Raw genomic sequence first — 15,017 nt, forward strand, 5'->3', positions numbered from 1 at the left:
GAAATCTCCGGACGGTTGGCGCAGAGGTAAGGGCTTGGGCCCGCTTCGTCCAGCCCGTCAGTCCGACTTGGGCGCAGGCTCGCCCGCCGTGGCGTGCACCAGCGCGGCGGCCTGCGCCCGGTTGCGGATGCCGAGCTTGCGGTAGCCAGATTTCGCATAGTCCGACACGGTGTGGATAGAGAGGTTGCAGCGGTGCGCGGTCTGCTGCCGGGTGTAGCCATGGGCCAGCAGGTTCACCACTTCGGCTTCGCGCGGGCTGAGTTTGTCGAAAGCCGAAGGATTCTCGGGCAGGGGCAGGGGCGCGGTGCCGGTCAGGTCTTCGATCCGGCGGTGCATCAGCAGGCAAAAGAGGCGCAGATCCTCGGCAATGTCGCTGAAGGCGCGCTCGAACTCTTCGGCCTCCATCCCGTTACCGACGATGAAGCCGCCAAAGCGTTCGGAGCCCTTCAGCCGCATGGGCACGGCAAAGGCAGCATGCAGACCTTCGCGCCCCGCGCGGGCGATCAGCGAATGCTCGGACGGGGTGACATCGGGGTAGAGGTGTACGAAGGCTTGGCCGATCGTCAGCACATCATAACTGTTGCACGAGTGGTGCAGGAATGGGTCATCCTCGGGCGGGAGGTCATCGTAAAGGTCGGGTATGGTCGACAGAAACTGAGCGTCTTTGAAATCCGCACCCACGCTGATGTGGATGGCGTGGGTAAAGCCGGTCTGTCGAAATGTCTTTACGATCCCATCCCAAAGCGCGCTAACATCTTGCAGCTTTTCCAAACGTACAGCGGCATCGAACAGCATCTTCCCTCACTTTTACCCCCCTTTTTCGGGGGATCGTCTACTTCTACGGGAGCAGGTAGTGTGGGATCAAGGGGAACGCATGGGTTCATGTGCTGTATTGTATCTTCCCTGGGGTATTTTAGAAATTTCACAGGCCAGTGACGCCACAGTCGCTGGCCTGGTATTCGTTCGCCCATCACCCAGACACTGCGCACAATAAGACCGCTGCCGCACGGGGCGGCATGGTTCTGCGCGAAATGGGTCTATGTCGTTCAGTCCTGCGGTGCGGGGTCGCGCGGCGGGCGGCCGATCACATCACGCAGGTCGTCAAGCTCGATAAAGTTGTCGGCTTGGCGGCGCAGGTCATCCGAGATCATCGGCGGCTGGCTGCGGATCGTGGAGACGACGGAGACGCGCACGCCTTGGCGTTGCAGGCTTTCCACCAGCGGGCGGAAATCACCATCACCAGAGAAGATCACGATATGATCGACACGCGGGGCCAGTTCCATCGCATCGACGGCCAGCTCGATGTCCATGTCGCCTTTGACTTTGCGGCGGCCCATGCTGTCGGTGTATTCCTTGGCCGGTTTGGTGACCATGGAAAAGCCGTTGTAGTTCAACCAGTCGACAAGCGGGCGGATCGGCGAATATTCATCGTTTTCTAAAAGCGCGGTATAGTAGAAGGCGCGCAGCAGCTTGCCGCGGCGCATGAACTCTTGCCGCAGCAGCTTGTAGTCGATGTCGAAGCCCAGCGTCTTTGCCGCGGCGTAGAGGTTGGAGCCATCTATAAAAAGCGCCAACCGCTCATCTTTGTAGAACATTAAACTATCCTTTCGGCAGGCTTCGCCGTATTCCCGGTTTGAACTGTAATCGCCGCGGATTAATAAATCCGTGACCTCTGGCGATGCCCCCACATCAGGGTGCATAACTAAGGCTTTTTAACGATGTCGCAAGACCCCGAGGGTATGGAATTAAGCAGTAGAGACCCTATACGAAAGTATAGTCTTCTGGTTGCGCTCGGCGGTAACCTTGCATCTTCTGTGGGTAAACCTCAGGAAACGCTAAAATCGGCTTTAAAGCTATTGCAGACGTCCGGCGCGGTGATTCGCGCCACGAGTGCATTCTATCACACTCCGGCCTTTCCCGCAGGGGCGGGGCCAGACTATGTGAATGCCGCCGCCTGGCTCGAAGCGCCGTGGGATCCGCAGACCGCGCTTGGCGTCTTGCATCGGATCGAGGCGCAGATGGACCGTGAGCGGGTGCAACGCTGGGGGCAGCGGACCTTGGATTTGGATCTTTTGGCCTGTGATGATATCGTATTACCAGACCGCCAGACCCACAATATATGGCGCGAGTTGCCCTTGGAGGCACAGATTGGCCGCACGCCGGATCAATTGATCCTGCCGCATCCCCGGCTACAGGACCGCGCCTTCGTCTTGGTGCCGCTGGCCGATGTGGCCCCCAATTGGGTGCACCCGCTGCTTGGAAAGCCCGTGCGCGCCCTGCTCGAAGCCCTGCCTGAGCGGGATCGTGCCGAGGTGCGGCGGCTGCAATAACGGCTTGTAAATCTGCCCGAGGCGGCTTAAATACGGCACTTCTGGCAGCAAATGAGATATTGGAGGCTTCATGGCCCGCGTCACCGTCGAAGATTGTGTGGATAAGGTTCCGAACCGTTTCGAACTCGTCATGCTGGCCGCACATCGTGCCCGCGAGATCTCTGCCGGATCGCAGTTGACCGTTGACCGTGACAACGACAAGAACCCCGTCGTGTCCTTGCGTGAAATCGCCGAAGAGACACAGTCGGCCGATGATCTGCGCGAGCGTCTGATCGAAAGCAACCAGAGCCAGATCGAAGTCGATGAGCCCGAAGAAGACGCCATGGCGCTTTTGATGGGTGCCGAAGAGGACAAGCCCGAAGAAGACAGCATGTCCGAAGAAATGTTGCTGCGCCAGTTGATGGCCGCACAGGGGCAGGGCTAACCCCCGCGCCCCGGCCGGGGCTATGAGGCAGATGGCATGAACAGCGCCGACATCACTGCCGACGACCTGATCGCTCTCGTTCAAGGCTATAATCCGCGTACCAACGAACCCCTGATCCGCGCCGCTTTCGACTATGGGGCGCGGATGCATGAGGGGCAGTTTCGCCATTCCGGTGAGCCCTATTTCACCCATCCCGTCGCTGTCGCTGCGATCCTCACGGAACAGCAGCTTGACGATGCGACGATCATCACTGCCCTTCTGCACGACACGATCGAAGACACCAAAGCGTCTTATGCCGAGGTGCAAAGCCTCTTTGGCGGCGAGGTGGCGGAATTGGTCGATGGCGTCACCAAGCTGACCAACCTTCAGCTAAACTCGACCGAGACCAAACAGGCTGAGAATTTCCGCAAGCTTTTCATGGCGATGTCCAAGGACTTGCGCGTCATCCTCGTCAAGCTCGCCGACCGTCTGCACAACATGCGCACGATCAAATCCATGCGCCCGGACAAGCAGATCAAAAAGGCGCGGGAGACGATGGACATCTACGCGCCGCTGGCGGGCCGCATGGGCATGCAGTGGATGCGCGAAGAGCTTGAAGACCTCGCCTTTCGGGTGCTCAACCCCGAGGCGCGCGCCTCGATCATTCGCCGCTTTATCACCCTGCAACGTGACACCGGCGATGTGATCCAGCGCATCACCGGCGATATGCGGGTAGAGTTGGAAAAGGCCGATATCGAAGCCGAGGTCTTTGGCCGGGCCAAGAAACCCTATTCGATCTGGCGCAAGATGGAGGAGAAGGAGCAGAGCTTCTCTCGCCTGTCCGACATCTACGGTTTTCGCGTGATTACCGCTTCTGAGGAAGACTGCTACCGCACCCTCGGGGCGATCCATCGCCGCTGGCGCGCGGTGCCGGGGCGGTTCAAGGATTACATCAGCCAGCCCAAGACCAACGGTTATCGGTCGATCCACACAACCGTCTCGGGCCGTGATGGCAAACGGGTGGAGGTGCAGATCCGCACCCGCCAGATGCATGACGTGGCCGAGACCGGCGTCGCGGCGCATTGGTCCTACCGCGACGGTGTGCGCAGCCGGAACCCCTTTGCCGTCGATCCCGCCAAGTGGATCAGCCAGCTGACCGAGCAGTTTGACGCCGAGACCGATCACGAGGATTTCCTCGAAGCGGTGAAGCTTGAAATGTACGCCGATCAGGTCTTCTGCTTCACGCCCAAAGGCGATGTGGTAAAACTGCCGCGCGGCGCCACGCCGATTGATTTCGCCTATGCGATCCACACCCGTATCGGCAACGCCTGTGTGGGGGCCAAGGTCGACGGGATGCGGGTGCCGCTGTGGACCCGGATCAAAAACGGCCAGTCGATTGAGATCACCACCGCGCAGGGCCAGACGCCGCAGGTGACGTGGCTCGACATTGCCACCACGGGCAAGGCCAAGTCGGCGATCCGGCGCTCCCTGCGTGAGGTCGACCGCGAGCGCTTTATCAAACTGGGCCGCGAATTGGCCCGCTCGGCCTTTGCGCAGGTCGGTAAGAAGGCCACCGACAAGGTGCTGCATACCGTGGCCAAGAACATGCGGCTGAATGGCCCTGATGAGGTGCTCGCCCGGCTTGGCAGTTCGGAGCTCACGGGCCGCGAAGTGGTGGAATGCGTCTATCCCGATCTTGCCCCGCAAAAGGGCGAACAGATCGACGTGCGCCGCGCGGTCGTGGGGCTAGAGCCGGGGCAGAGCTTTGACCGCGCGCCTTGCTGCACCCCGCTGCCCGGTGAGCGGATCGTTGGCATCACCTTCCGGGGCAAGGGCGTGACTGTCCATGCGATCGACTGCGACCGCCTCTCGGAATATGAGGACCAACCCGAACGTTGGCTCGATCTGCGTTGGCATGACGGCAGCCACCCAGCGGTCTATACCTGCGCGCTGGACATCACCATCGGCAATGGCGCGGGCGTTCTGGGGCGGGTCTGCACCTTGATCGGCGAAGCCTCGGCCAATATTTCGGATCTGGAGTTTGTGGAGCGCAAGCCTGACTTTTACCGGCTGGTGGTCTATGTGGATCTCCGAGACGTGAGTCACCTGCATTCGCTGATGTCCACGCTCGAAGCCGAGAGTGAGGTCGCCGATGTCAGCAGGCACCGCAATATGAGCATGGGAAAGACCGTCGAAAAGACCACCTGACCCTGCGCAGACGAAACGCCGATACTGGACCTGAGACTTGATTTTCAAACGCCGCGATCCGAAACCGACCCTGCGCGCGCTGGCCGAGTTTCTGTGGCCGCGCGGTGGTTGGACGCGTGCGTTTCACTATGTCAAACACCGCATGCGGCGGCTGCCCGACAGCCCCGAGCGTATCGCGCGCGGCATCTGGGCCGGGGTCTTTACCACCTTTACGCCCTTCTATGGCCTGCACTTCATCGTCGCCGCGCTGATCGGGCGGGTGATGCGGGCCAATATCCTTGCTGCGCTGATGGCGACGTTCTTTGGCAATCCGCTGACCTATGTGCCCATCGGCATCGCGGCTCTGCAAACTGGGCATTGGATCCTCGGCGCGCCCGTGGCACCGACGGCGCACCGCTCTTTCGGGGGTAAGTTCCTCGACGCCGGGCGCGATCTGAAAGAGAATTTCGTCGCGATCTTTACCGATACCCAGATGGATTGGACCGGGCTGACGGTGTTCTTCCATCAGGTCTTCTACCCCTATCTGATCGGGGGCATCCTGCCTGGGATGATCTGCGCCTCTATCGCCTATTACATCTCGGTCCCGGTGCTGCGCGCCTATCAAAAGCGGCGGCGCGGCATGATCAAAGCCAAGTTCGAGGCGCTCAAACATAAGGCGGCGCAAAAGGCCGACGCCAAGCGCCACGCAGACTGATCTTTTCGCGCCATCAATTTTCGGGAAAAACCGCTTCTCCCTATGGGGTTGGCGAAATTTCCGACCTATGGTCGGGCAAGTGATGCAAGGGGAATCGAGATGGTGGATCAACCAAAGCTGAGATTGGGCGTGAACATTGACCATGTGGCGACCGTGCGCAACGCGCGGGGCGGCGCCTATCCCGACCCGCTGCGCGCGGCCAAGATCGCGGAAAAGGCTGGCGCCGATGGCATCACCGCGCATCTACGCGAAGACCGGCGGCATATCTCTGACGCCGATATCGAAGGGTTGATGGAGGTGCTGTCGGTCCCGCTCAACTTTGAGATGGCCGCGACGGATGAGATGCAAAAGATCGCCCTGCGCCACAAGCCCCACGCGGTCTGCATCGTGCCCGAAAAGCGTGAAGAGCGGACCACCGAGGGCGGGCTGGAAGTCGCGCGGGAAGAGAACAAGCTGGCCCATTTTATCGCGCCCCTGCGCGAGGCGGGCAGCCGGGTGTCGATCTTCATCGCAGCCGAGCGCGCGCAGATCGAAGCCGCCAACCGCATCGGCGCAGAGGTGATCGAATTGCACACCGGTGCCTATTGCGATGCCTTCGCCGAGGGCCGTTGGGATGAGGCGGATGTCGAACTCAACAAGCTGCGCGAGATGTCGCGTTTCGCCGACTCTCTCGGGCTTGAGGTGCACGCGGGCCACGGGCTGACCTATGACACCGTCACCCCGATCGCCGCTTTCCCTGAGGTGCGGGAACTTAACATCGGGCACTTCCTGATTGGAGAGGCGATCTTCCTCGGGTTGGAACCCGCGATTGCCGAGATGCGCCGCCTGATGGATGAGGCCCGCGAGGGCTGAACCTGCCGCCCGCCGGTGGCGGAAAATCTCTCAAAGGGTGCCTCCCTCTGGACCTAAAGCGGCCTTGGCCGCGTTGGGCCGCCAGACTGGTTAACAAACCTACGGAGGCACCAATGAGCGACCATATCGACACGCTGAAGAAACTGCACACCCGCCTGATCGACAGCCGCGACGGCTATCGTGAATCCCGCAAGCAGGTCTCGGACGAAGCGGCTTTTGTCGGCTTCTTCGACCAGCGCATCGCGGAGCGTGAGAAGTTCCACACAGAACTGCACCGCCAGCTTGGGGTCGACGGCGTGGATGTATCCGAAGAAGGCTCTGCCGCCGCATCGGCACACCGCGGTTGGGTGAAACTGCGCGACGCCGTGACCGGCGACAACGAAGCTGTTTATGACGAGATCATCAACGGCGAATCCGCATTGGTCGAAAACTACGACGATGCGATCAAAGCCACTGCTGGCCGTCCCGGCTATGAATTCCTGACCGAACAGCGCGCCGCCGTTCAGCGCGCCATCGACGAGGCGAAAGCCGAGAAGGCCCGCCACGCCGCAGCCTAAGCGCCGCGCCTTGTAGCAAATTCAACGCCGTCCCGTTCCCCCGGGGCGGCGTTTTCGGGTCGGATTGCCGCTTTTCCTCGCTCCCGCCGCGTGATCTATTGAGGGCAAAGGGCCATCGGCCCCGTCACGCGGCAAGAATGGCACCCAATGATCCTCGGCATCGGCACTGATCTGGCAAATATCGAGCGTATCCAAGGCACGCTCGACCGTTTCGGCGACCGGTTTCGCAATCGGGTGTTCACCGAGGTCGAACAACGCAAGGCCGAGCGCCGCCATGACGTGGCGGGCACCTATGCCAAACGCTGGGCCGCGAAAGAGGCATGTTCAAAGGCGCTTGGCACCGGGCTGCGCATGGGCATCGCTTGGCGCGACATGGCGGTGAGCAATCTGCGCAGCGGTCAGCCGGTGATGGAGGTGACGGGCTGGGCCGCGGACCGTCTCGCCGCGATGACCCCGCCGGGGCATGAGGCGATCATCCATGTCACCCTGACCGACGATCACCCTTGGGCGCAGGCTTTCGTGGTGATTGAAGCGCGCCCTCTTGCCGATCCGGCCTCTTAGACTGGCGCAGCCCGCCGTTTCGCGTCATATGCACGCGGGGCAGGCCGATCCGGCCCCGCGTCACTTGACTTGGCCCGCACGGCCCCGCATGTAACCCCAAACCGATATGTCAGGAGCGCCGCATGGCCGCTAAGGAAAAAACCGGCAACGCCTTTGTCGAAACCATCAAGACAATCTTTTGGGCGCTGCTGATCGCCGGTGTCTTTCGGACCCTGTTCTTCCAGCCCTTCTGGATCCCCTCTGGCTCCATGAAAGAGACGCTGCTGATCGGTGATTTCCTCTTCGTGAACAAGATGGCCTACGGCTATTCCTATGCGTCCTGCCCCAGCCTGATGCTGCCCGGTGTCGGGATCGAGGTTGACGCCAAGGATGTTTGCGGTGTCTTCGATGGCGATAACGAGCGTCTTTTCGGCTCCGAGCCTGAGCGCGGCGATGTGGTCGTCTTCCGTCATCCTGTCTCGGGCCGCGACTATATCAAGCGCCTGATTGGCCTGCCGGGTGACAAGGTGCAGATCAAGAACGGTGTCATCAGCCTGAACGGCACCCCGGTCGAGGTCGAAGATGCGGGCACGTTTGAAGAGGTCATGGCCCCCCAAGGCCCGCAACAACTGCGCCCGCGCTGCGAAAACGGCCCCGTTGGCCAAGGGGCGACCTGCGTGAAAAGCCGCCAAATCGAAACCCTGCCCAATGGCGTGTCCTACCCGACCCTGAACATCACCAATCAGCAGTCGGACAACACGGGCGTCTATACCGTGCCCGAGGGGCATTACTTCTTCATGGGCGACAACCGCGACAACTCTGCCGACAGCCGCTTGGCGCAGCGCGCCGGGGGCGTGGGTTTCGTGCCCTTTGAAAACCTCATTGGCCGCGCGGATCGCATCATGTTCAGCTCTGCCGGCCGTTCGATGCTGTTCTTTTGGACATGGCGCGGCGACCGCTTCTTCGAAGCTGTCAGATGAAACTGAGCGGAGACCTCAAAGCCTTCGAGACGCGGATTGGCCATCACTTTGCCAAGCCGGAGCTGCTGGTGCGCGCGGTGACCCATGCCTCCATGTCCTCGGCCAACCGCGACGACAACCAGCGGCTGGAGTTTCTGGGCGACCGGGTGCTGGGCCTTGTCATGGCCGAAGCGCTGCTGGCGCTTGATCCCGGCGCCAGCGAAGGCCAGTTGGCCCCGCGCTTCAACGCATTGGTGCGCAAGGAAACCTGCGCCGATGTGGCGCGTGAGATTGATCTGGGCAAGGTGCTTAAGCTCGGTCGGTCCGAGATGATCTCGGGCGGGCGGCGCAAGCAGGCGCTTTTGGGCGATGCGATCGAGGCGGTGATCGCCGCGGTCTATCTGGACGGTGGTTTTGACGCCGCCAAAGACCTCGTGCTGCGGCTTTGGGGCGACCGCCTCAAAACCGTCAAGGAAGACGCCCGCGACGCCAAGACCGCTTTGCAGGAATGGGCGCAGGCGCGGGGGCTGAACCCGCCGCGCTATGTGCAGACCGGGCGCAGCGGCCCGGATCACGCGCCCGTCTTTACCATTACCGCGCGGCTGGACAACGGGGCCGAGGCCGCCGCCACCGCGCCGTCGAAACGCGCCGCCGAACAGGCCGCCGCCAGCACGCTGCTGCGGCAATTGGAGAGCAACACATGACCACCCGTGCCGGATTCGTCGCCCTGATCGGAGAGCCCAACGCGGGCAAATCCACCCTGCTGAACCGCATGGTCGGGGCCAAGGTCTCGATCGTGACACATAAGGTCCAGACCACCCGCGCCCGCATCCGCGGCGTGGCGATGGAGGGCGATGCGCAATTGGTCTTCGTCGATACCCCCGGCCTGTTCCAGCCGCGCCGCCGTCTGGACCGCGCCATGGTCGCCGCCGCTTGGGGCGGGGCGGCGGATGCCGATGTGATTGTGCTGCTGATCGAAGCGCACCGGGGCGTGACCGAGGGTGTGGAACGCATCCTCGAAGAGCTTGGCAACATCGCCAAGGGCCGCCGCGTGGCGCTGGCGATCAACAAGATCGACCGCGTCGAGGCGCCGGTGCTGCTGGGGCTGGCCGAGAAGATGAACGCGGCCTTTGATTTTTCTGAAACCTTCATGATCTCCGCCGAGCGCGGCCACGGCACCGACACATTGCGCGAGTGGCTGGCGGGCGAGGTGCCGGAGGGCCCGTGGCTCTACCCCGAGGACCAGATCGCCGACCTGCCGATGCGCAACATCGCCGCCGAGATCACGCGCGAGAAACTGACCCTGCGCCTGCATCAGGAACTGCCCTACCAGCTCACCGTCGAGACCGAGAACTGGGAAGAGCGCAAGGACGGCTCGGCCCGGATTGACCAGTTGGTCTATGTCGTTCGCGACGGCCACAAGGGCATCGTGCTGGGCAACCGCGGTGAGACGATCAAGGCCGTGGGCAAGGCCGCGCGCGAGGAACTCGAAGAGTTCCTTGGCCGCAAGGTGCATCTGTTTTTGCAGGTGAAAGTCCGCGCCAACTGGCTGGAAGAGGCCGAGCGCTATTCCGAGATGGGCCTGGATTTCAAAGATGGCAACGACTGACGCCAGAGGCCTGCCATGGCCCGCCTGACCGCGCGCTTCTGGGTCGATGCCTATCTTGCCCGGCTGCGCCTGCAGGACATCCCGGCCTTCGTCGTGGCCCATGGCGATGACACCGGCGGCGCGGTTCTGGTGAAACTCTCCACCCTCGATGGCCGCGCGGTGCTGTTCCAGCGTTCCTTCGATCTGATGAGCGGCGCGCGTAAGTGGGTCGAACTGGCCGCGGGCGACGAGGGGGAGGTCGATGCCACCGTCTCGCGCCAGCGCAGCTTCGATCCCGACCTCTGGGTGATCGAGGTCGAGGACCGCGCCGGGCGGCACCTTCTGGACGAGCCGGGGCTGGCCTGATGGAATGGCGCGATCAGGGCATCCTGTTGAGCGCGCGGCGACATGGCGAGACCTCCGCCATCATTGAGGTCTTCACCCCCGCCCAAGGCCGCCACGCCGGCATCGTTCGCGGCGGCACCAGCCGCAAGATCGCGCCCAGCCTGCAGCCCGGTGCGCAGCTTGACGTGGCATGGCGCGCGCGGCTTGAAGACCATATCGGCGCTTTCACCGTCGAGCCGCTGCGCAGCCGCGCCGCCGTGGCCATGCAGGACCGTCTGGCGCTGGCTGGGCTGAATGCGGTCACCGCGCTTCTGGCCTTCTGTCTGCCCGAACGCGAGCCGCATCCAGCGCTTTATCGGCGCACCGAGGCGCTGCTCGATATGCTGGGGCAGGGCGATGTCTGGCCGCTGGCCTACCTCAAATGGGAACTGCGCCTTTTGGAGGAAATGGGCTATGCGCTCGACCTCGACGCCTGCGCGGTGACGGGGGCGACCGAGGGGCTGATCTATGTCTCCCCCAAGACTGGGCGTGCGGTCTCGGCCAAGGGGGCGGGGGACTGGGCGGATCGGCTTTTGCCCCTGCCGCCCGTGCTGCGCGGCGGGGCGGGAAGTGATGCTGAGGTGGCGCAAGGACTGCGGACGACGGGGCATTTCCTGACCGTGCATCTGGCGCGGGACTTGGGCGGCAAACCCCTGCCGGAAGCCCGCGCGCGCTTTGTCGATGCCTTTAGTCGGCGGCTTTGAAAACCAGACGTTCGCCGCTGTCATCCGACAGGATCATCGTGTCGCCCAGCACGTCCGAGATGGTCACCTCGGTCAGCGCGTCCAGAAACGCCGTCTCGCTCGCAAGGTCGGGGCAGGCGCGGCGAGTGGCGGCGATATGGCCTGTGTCGAACCACGGGTAGGGCACCGTCATCGCGGCGCTATAGGCGTTGCAGGGGGCCTGCCCGGCGATCTTGCCGGTCTCTGGGAAGGTCAGGGTCGCGCGGGCGTCGAAGGGCTTGCCGTCCAACTCCACCAGATGCCATGTCTTGTCGCCCGCGCCATAGGCACGGACGGTTTCATCGCCTTGGCATTGCGGCAGGGCGCTGAGGGCGGCGAGGATCAGAAAGCTGCGCATGGGCTGTCCTTTGGAGTGAAGCGCCGCCTATGTCCCTGACATCGGCAGCGCTTGCAACCCCGGCAGATCAGCCCAGAAGGCGGCGGGCAATAACCTGCGCCTGAATCTCGGCAGCCCCTTCGAAGATGTTGAGAATCCGCGCATCGCAGAGGACGCGGCTGATCTTATACTCCAGTGCGAAGCCGTTGCCGCCGTGGATCTGCAAACCGTTGTCTGCCGCCGCCCATGCGACCCGTGCGCCCAGCAGTTTGGCCATGCCCGCCTCCACATCGCAGCGGCGCCCGGCGTCCTTCTCGAAGGCGCTGTAGTAAGTCAGCTGCCGGGCCACCATCAGCTCCACCGCCATCATTGCCAGCTTGCCTGAGACGCGGGGGAAGTTGATCAGTGATTTGCCGAATTGCTTACGGTCCTGCGCGTATTGCATCGAGATATCGAGCGCCGATTGCGCCACGCCGATGGCGCGGGCGGCAGTCTGGATGCGGGCGCTCTCGAAGGTCTCCATCAGCTGTTTAAAGCCGCGCCCCTCTTCGCCGCCGAGAAGGTTCTCGCCCTTCACCTCGAAACCGTCGAAGCCAAGCTCATATTCCTTCATCCCACGATAGCCCAGCACCTCGATCTCACCGCCAGTCATGCCGGGGGTGGGGAAGGGGGTGGCATCATCGCCGGGCGTTTTCTCGGCGAGGAACATCGACAACCCACGGTGATCGCTGGTTTCGGGATCGGTGCGCGCCAGCAGGGTCATCACATGGGTGCGCGCGGCATGGGTGATCCATGTCTTGTTGCCGGTCACCTTGTAATCATCCCCGTCCTTGACCGCGCGGGTGCGCAGACTGCCAAGGTCTGAGCCGGTGTTCGGCTCGGTAAAGACCGCCGTCGGCAGGGTCTCGGCGCTGGCGATGCGGGGCAGCCATTTCTCTTTCTGCGCCTCGGTGCCGCCGCAGAGAATCAGTTCGGCGGCAATTTCCGAGCGGGTGCCGAGCGAGCCGACCCCGATGTAGCCGCGCGACAGCTCTTCGCTGACCACGCACATCGACGCTTTGGTCAGGCCCAGACCGCCGTATTCTTCGGGGATGGTCAGGCCGAAAACGCCCATCTCGGCCAGTTCCTCGATCACCTCCATCGGGATCAGCTCATCCTTGAGGTGCCAGTCATGGGCGTGCGGCTCGACCTTTTCCACCGCGTAGCGGCGGAACTGACCGCGGATCATCTCAAGCTCTTCGTCCAGTCCGCTGACGCCAAAGGTCACATCGGCGCTGCGTTCCTGCATCAGTTCGACCAGACGGCTGCGCGCTGCTTGGGTGTTGCCCGCGCGGGTCAGGCTGGTGATCGCAGGATTGTCGAGCGCGGCCTCATCCTCGGCGCTCAGCCCGAGATCTTGCAGGCGCAGCATCTCCCCTTGGTTCATCTGGATGCCGCCGCGGATTTGGCAGAGGTATTCGCCAAAGGCGATCTGGTGCAGCAGTTGCTCCACCTCGCCAAAGCGCCCCTCGCTTTGCAGCCGCTCGGCCCAAAGCTGCATCTGACGCAGGGCTTGGACATAGGTGGCGAGCCAAGCAAGCCCGTGGGCGGCGGTCTGATTGGCCTCGATCAGCTTGGCCGAGACGCGACCGCCGTCGCTCACCTGCGCGCGGACCGCGGCGGTGGCGGTTTCGAGCAGTTGGTCGAGCGGCGGCAGGGCCGCGCCGGTCTGCCCGATCAGATCGTCGAGAATTACGCGATGCATCGTCATGTCCTGACCGTCATGTGCCATGGGCTGTCCTTTCTTGCTTGGGACAGGCATAGACCTTTCGCAGTCGCAGCACAACAAAGATACGTTTCGCTGCGGCATTTTGTTCTAATATTGCGCGATCATTTTTGGCGTGCGGCCCCGGAGGAGGGTGCTATGTAACGGTATGAACAGTATTTTCCCCTTTCTCACCCCGTTCGAATTTTATGCTGCACTTGCAATCGGTCTTTGCGGTGGCTTCGTCAAAGGCGTGGTGGGCTTCGCCCTGCCACTGGTGCTGATTTCCGGCCTCACGACATTCATGGCGCCCGATCTGGCCTTGGCGGGGCTGATTCTGCCCACGGTGCTGGCCAATGCCTTTCAAGCGTTGCGGCAGGGGCCGCAGGCCGCGCTGCGGTCGATCAAGCTGTTTTGGGTGTTTCTGCTCTGCGGCGGCGTGATGCTGGTGCTCTCCGCCCAGATGGTGCGGCTGGTGCCGGCAACGGTGATGCTGCTGATGATCGGCGTGCCGGTGGTGCTGTTTGCGCTGCTGCAACTGTCGAAACATCAGTTTCACCTGGCCCAGCGGTCGACGAAGGTCGAGGCGCTGGTGGGCGGATTTGCCGGGGCCGTTGGGGGGATTTCCGGCATCTGGGGGCCGCCCACGGTGGCCTATCTCACCGCGCTCGGGACCGCGAAACATGATCAGATGCGGATCCAAGGGGTGATCTACGGGCTGGGCGCGGTGGCGCTTCTCGTCGCGCATATCGGGTCGGGCGTTCTGAACGCGCAGACCTGGCCCTTCTCGGCGCTGTTGATTCTGCCGGTGATGCTGGGCGTTTGGCTGGGCAGCAAGGTGATGGACCGTGTTGATCCGGTGCTGTTTCGCAAGATGACTTTGGTGGTCTTGATGGTGGCGGGGTTGAACCTGATCCGGCGGGCGATTTTTTAATGGCTTCGGGATTGCCACCGGCCCGGAAACAAGTCGCAGGCGCCGGGCCATCGCTTGCACGCCCGTCACGCCAGAGGCGTGCCGTCGTATTGGGGCGCACCTTTGGTGCGACCGGGAGGACGATGACCCTCAGGAAACGATCGCGACGCATCGATTTCGGCTAATCGCTAGCATTGTCCGATTTTGAGTAGGCTGGTCTAGCGCTCTCATCGCTTCTTCGAAGCGACTGCCGCGCGACGCCTTTTGCTTTGCAAAAGGCTTGGTGGAGCCTAGCGGGATCGAACCGCTGACCTCCTGCATGCCATGCAGGCGCTCTCCCAGCTGAGCTAAGGCCCCATCGTGGATCGTGATCGTGTGATCCGGGTCGTTCTGTGGCGCTGTCTAGGCGCTGGCGGAGGCGGGATCAAGCGGAAAATTGACCCCGCCGCCGATTAATTAATCCTCGTCGTCCGAGGCCACATCGGCCAGATCGTCGAGCGGAACTGTATCGTCATCATCGTCGTCGTCATCAAGGATATCGTCATCCAGATCCACGTCGACCGCGTCATCGTCATCGACCAGCGATTCGTCGTCGGCCTTGTCGCCCTTCTTGGCTTTGGCTGTGACCGCATCCTCGGCATCCGCCGCGATCATGCGCGACTTGGAATTGTCGGACTCGACCTCTTCGCCCGTGTAGGGGCTGATGATCGGATTCTTGTTGAGGTCATAGAAGCGCTTGCCCGTAGTGGGGCACAGGCGCTTGGTTCCCCATTCTTCGTTGGGCAT

18 protein-coding genes and 1 tRNA gene are annotated in these 15,017 nt (G+C 62.6%); 13 read left to right on the plus strand and 6 right to left on the minus strand.

Translation table 11 applies throughout. The features are described from left to right. Positions 1-57: 57 nt before the first annotated feature. The gene (locus tag ACGYKA_RS09755) at positions 58-795 is read right to left on the minus strand and encodes a LuxR C-terminal-related transcriptional regulator (protein WP_394412152.1); all 738 of its coding nucleotides are present in this window, start codon (positions 793-795) and stop codon (positions 58-60) included. A 251-nt stretch (positions 796-1,046) separates the two neighbouring features. Beyond that, positions 1,047-1,595 (minus strand): NYN domain-containing protein, encoded by a 549-nt coding sequence (locus tag ACGYKA_RS09760; RefSeq protein WP_209216621.1) that lies wholly within the window; start codon positions 1,593-1,595, stop codon positions 1,047-1,049. Between the two features lie 144 nt (positions 1,596-1,739). Here ACGYKA_RS09760 and folK point away from each other — a divergent pair, with 144 nt between their 5' ends. The 12 genes from folK (at position 1,740) to recO (ending at position 11,219) form a co-directional block, all read left to right on the plus strand. After that, the gene (gene folK / locus ACGYKA_RS09765) at positions 1,740-2,330 is read left to right on the plus strand and encodes a 2-amino-4-hydroxy-6-hydroxymethyldihydropteridine diphosphokinase (protein WP_394412372.1); all 591 of its coding nucleotides are present in this window, start codon (positions 1,740-1,742) and stop codon (positions 2,328-2,330) included. Between the two features lie 70 nt (positions 2,331-2,400). Further along, positions 2,401-2,754 carry a DNA-directed RNA polymerase subunit omega gene (rpoZ, locus tag ACGYKA_RS09770; protein WP_067264606.1) on the plus strand — a complete coding sequence of 118 codons (354 nt, stop codon included), beginning with the start codon at positions 2,401-2,403 and terminating at the stop codon, positions 2,752-2,754. 36 nt (positions 2,755-2,790) lie between these two features. Further along, entirely contained in the window at positions 2,791-4,941 is a 2,151-nt protein-coding gene (locus tag ACGYKA_RS09775) for a bifunctional (p)ppGpp synthetase/guanosine-3',5'-bis(diphosphate) 3'-pyrophosphohydrolase (protein ID WP_067264600.1), read from the plus strand. A 37-nt stretch (positions 4,942-4,978) separates the two neighbouring features. Further along, complete coding sequence (locus ACGYKA_RS09780) at positions 4,979-5,635, plus strand: DUF2062 domain-containing protein (RefSeq protein WP_067264597.1); 657 nt, start codon at positions 4,979-4,981, stop codon at positions 5,633-5,635. Between the two features lie 99 nt (positions 5,636-5,734). Continuing rightward, the gene (locus ACGYKA_RS09785) at positions 5,735-6,487 is read left to right on the plus strand and encodes a pyridoxine 5'-phosphate synthase (RefSeq protein WP_394412155.1); all 753 of its coding nucleotides are present in this window, start codon (positions 5,735-5,737) and stop codon (positions 6,485-6,487) included. A 113-nt stretch (positions 6,488-6,600) separates the two neighbouring features. Continuing rightward, positions 6,601-7,044: a PA2169 family four-helix-bundle protein gene (locus tag ACGYKA_RS09790; RefSeq protein ID WP_394412158.1), complete on the plus strand. Its 444-nt coding sequence runs from the start codon at positions 6,601-6,603 to the stop codon at positions 7,042-7,044. A 147-nt stretch (positions 7,045-7,191) separates the two neighbouring features. Further along, entirely contained in the window at positions 7,192-7,605 is a 414-nt protein-coding gene (gene acpS, locus ACGYKA_RS09795; RefSeq protein WP_394412161.1) for a holo-ACP synthase, read from the plus strand. 122 nt (positions 7,606-7,727) lie between these two features. Further along, positions 7,728-8,564 (plus strand): signal peptidase I, encoded by an 837-nt coding sequence (lepB, locus tag ACGYKA_RS09800; protein WP_168612648.1) that lies wholly within the window; start codon positions 7,728-7,730, stop codon positions 8,562-8,564. After that, positions 8,561-9,247 carry a ribonuclease III gene (rnc, locus tag ACGYKA_RS09805; protein ID WP_067264583.1) on the plus strand — a complete coding sequence of 229 codons (687 nt, stop codon included), beginning with the start codon at positions 8,561-8,563 and terminating at the stop codon, positions 9,245-9,247. The genes lepB and rnc overlap by 4 nt, the downstream gene beginning before the upstream one ends. Beyond that, positions 9,244-10,152 carry a GTPase Era gene (gene era / locus ACGYKA_RS09810; RefSeq protein ID WP_394412164.1) on the plus strand — a complete coding sequence of 303 codons (909 nt, stop codon included), beginning with the start codon at positions 9,244-9,246 and terminating at the stop codon, positions 10,150-10,152. The genes rnc and era overlap by 4 nt, the downstream gene beginning before the upstream one ends. Before the next feature lie 15 nt (positions 10,153-10,167). Next, on the plus strand, positions 10,168-10,497 hold the full coding sequence (locus ACGYKA_RS09815) for a DUF1491 family protein (RefSeq protein ID WP_394412167.1): 330 nt from the start codon (positions 10,168-10,170) through the stop codon (positions 10,495-10,497). Further along, positions 10,497-11,219, plus strand: coding sequence for a DNA repair protein RecO (recO, locus tag ACGYKA_RS09820; protein WP_209216609.1), 723 nt, complete (start codon positions 10,497-10,499; stop codon positions 11,217-11,219). Before ACGYKA_RS09815 ends, recO begins: the two co-directional genes overlap by 1 nt. Here recO and ACGYKA_RS09825 read toward each other — a convergent pair. After that, positions 11,203-11,595, minus strand: coding sequence for an META domain-containing protein (locus tag ACGYKA_RS09825; RefSeq protein ID WP_394412170.1), 393 nt, complete (start codon positions 11,593-11,595; stop codon positions 11,203-11,205). The genes recO and ACGYKA_RS09825 overlap by 17 nt on opposite strands. A gap of 67 nt (positions 11,596-11,662) precedes the next feature. Next, positions 11,663-13,345, minus strand: a complete 1,683-nt coding sequence (locus ACGYKA_RS09830; RefSeq protein ID WP_394412173.1) for an acyl-CoA dehydrogenase family protein — start codon at positions 13,343-13,345, stop codon at positions 11,663-11,665. A 142-nt stretch (positions 13,346-13,487) separates the two neighbouring features. On the opposite strand from ACGYKA_RS09830, the gene ACGYKA_RS09835 reads away from it, so the two are divergent. Beyond that, positions 13,488-14,252 (plus strand): sulfite exporter TauE/SafE family protein, encoded by a 765-nt coding sequence (locus ACGYKA_RS09835; protein WP_271688395.1) that lies wholly within the window; start codon positions 13,488-13,490, stop codon positions 14,250-14,252. Between the two features lie 260 nt (positions 14,253-14,512). Here ACGYKA_RS09835 and ACGYKA_RS09840 read toward each other — a convergent pair. After that, positions 14,513-14,588, minus strand: a tRNA-Ala gene (locus ACGYKA_RS09840). Between the two features lie 99 nt (positions 14,589-14,687). Next, positions 14,688-15,017: a TIGR02300 family protein gene (locus ACGYKA_RS09845; protein ID WP_394412176.1), complete on the minus strand. Its 330-nt coding sequence runs from the start codon at positions 15,015-15,017 to the stop codon at positions 14,688-14,690.

Source organism: Sulfitobacter sp. 1A15106 (genome assembly GCF_043556995.1).
In the GTDB taxonomy this organism is placed as follows: domain Bacteria; phylum Pseudomonadota; class Alphaproteobacteria; order Rhodobacterales; family Rhodobacteraceae; genus Sulfitobacter; species Sulfitobacter faviae.

Coding starts and splice junctions, on each gene's coding strand:
- ACGYKA_RS09755 (WP_394412152.1), bottom strand. CDS start 795: ATGCTGTTCGATGCCGCTGTACGTTTGGAAAAGCTGCAAGATGTTAGC.
- ACGYKA_RS09760 (WP_209216621.1), bottom strand. CDS start 1,595: ATGTTCTACAAAGATGAGCGGTTGGCGCTTTTTATAGATGGCTCCAAC.
- folK (WP_394412372.1), top strand. CDS start 1,740: ATGGAATTAAGCAGTAGAGACCCTATACGAAAGTATAGTCTTCTGGTT.
- rpoZ (WP_067264606.1), top strand. CDS start 2,401: ATGGCCCGCGTCACCGTCGAAGATTGTGTGGATAAGGTTCCGAACCGT.
- ACGYKA_RS09775 (WP_067264600.1), top strand. CDS start 2,791: ATGAACAGCGCCGACATCACTGCCGACGACCTGATCGCTCTCGTTCAA.
- ACGYKA_RS09785 (WP_394412155.1), top strand. CDS start 5,735: ATGGTGGATCAACCAAAGCTGAGATTGGGCGTGAACATTGACCATGTG.
- ACGYKA_RS09790 (WP_394412158.1), top strand. CDS start 6,601: ATGAGCGACCATATCGACACGCTGAAGAAACTGCACACCCGCCTGATC.
- acpS (WP_394412161.1), top strand. CDS start 7,192: ATGATCCTCGGCATCGGCACTGATCTGGCAAATATCGAGCGTATCCAA.
- lepB (WP_168612648.1), top strand. CDS start 7,728: ATGGCCGCTAAGGAAAAAACCGGCAACGCCTTTGTCGAAACCATCAAG.
- rnc (WP_067264583.1), top strand. CDS start 8,561: ATGAAACTGAGCGGAGACCTCAAAGCCTTCGAGACGCGGATTGGCCAT.
- era (WP_394412164.1), top strand. CDS start 9,244: ATGACCACCCGTGCCGGATTCGTCGCCCTGATCGGAGAGCCCAACGCG.
- ACGYKA_RS09815 (WP_394412167.1), top strand. CDS start 10,168: ATGGCCCGCCTGACCGCGCGCTTCTGGGTCGATGCCTATCTTGCCCGG.
- recO (WP_209216609.1), top strand. CDS start 10,497: ATGGAATGGCGCGATCAGGGCATCCTGTTGAGCGCGCGGCGACATGGC.
- ACGYKA_RS09825 (WP_394412170.1), bottom strand. CDS start 11,595: ATGCGCAGCTTTCTGATCCTCGCCGCCCTCAGCGCCCTGCCGCAATGC.
- ACGYKA_RS09830 (WP_394412173.1), bottom strand. CDS start 13,345: ATGGCACATGACGGTCAGGACATGACGATGCATCGCGTAATTCTCGAC.
- ACGYKA_RS09835 (WP_271688395.1), top strand. CDS start 13,488: ATGAACAGTATTTTCCCCTTTCTCACCCCGTTCGAATTTTATGCTGCA.
- ACGYKA_RS09845 (WP_394412176.1), bottom strand. CDS start 15,017: ATGCCCAACGAAGAATGGGGAACCAAGCGCCTGTGCCCCACTACGGGC.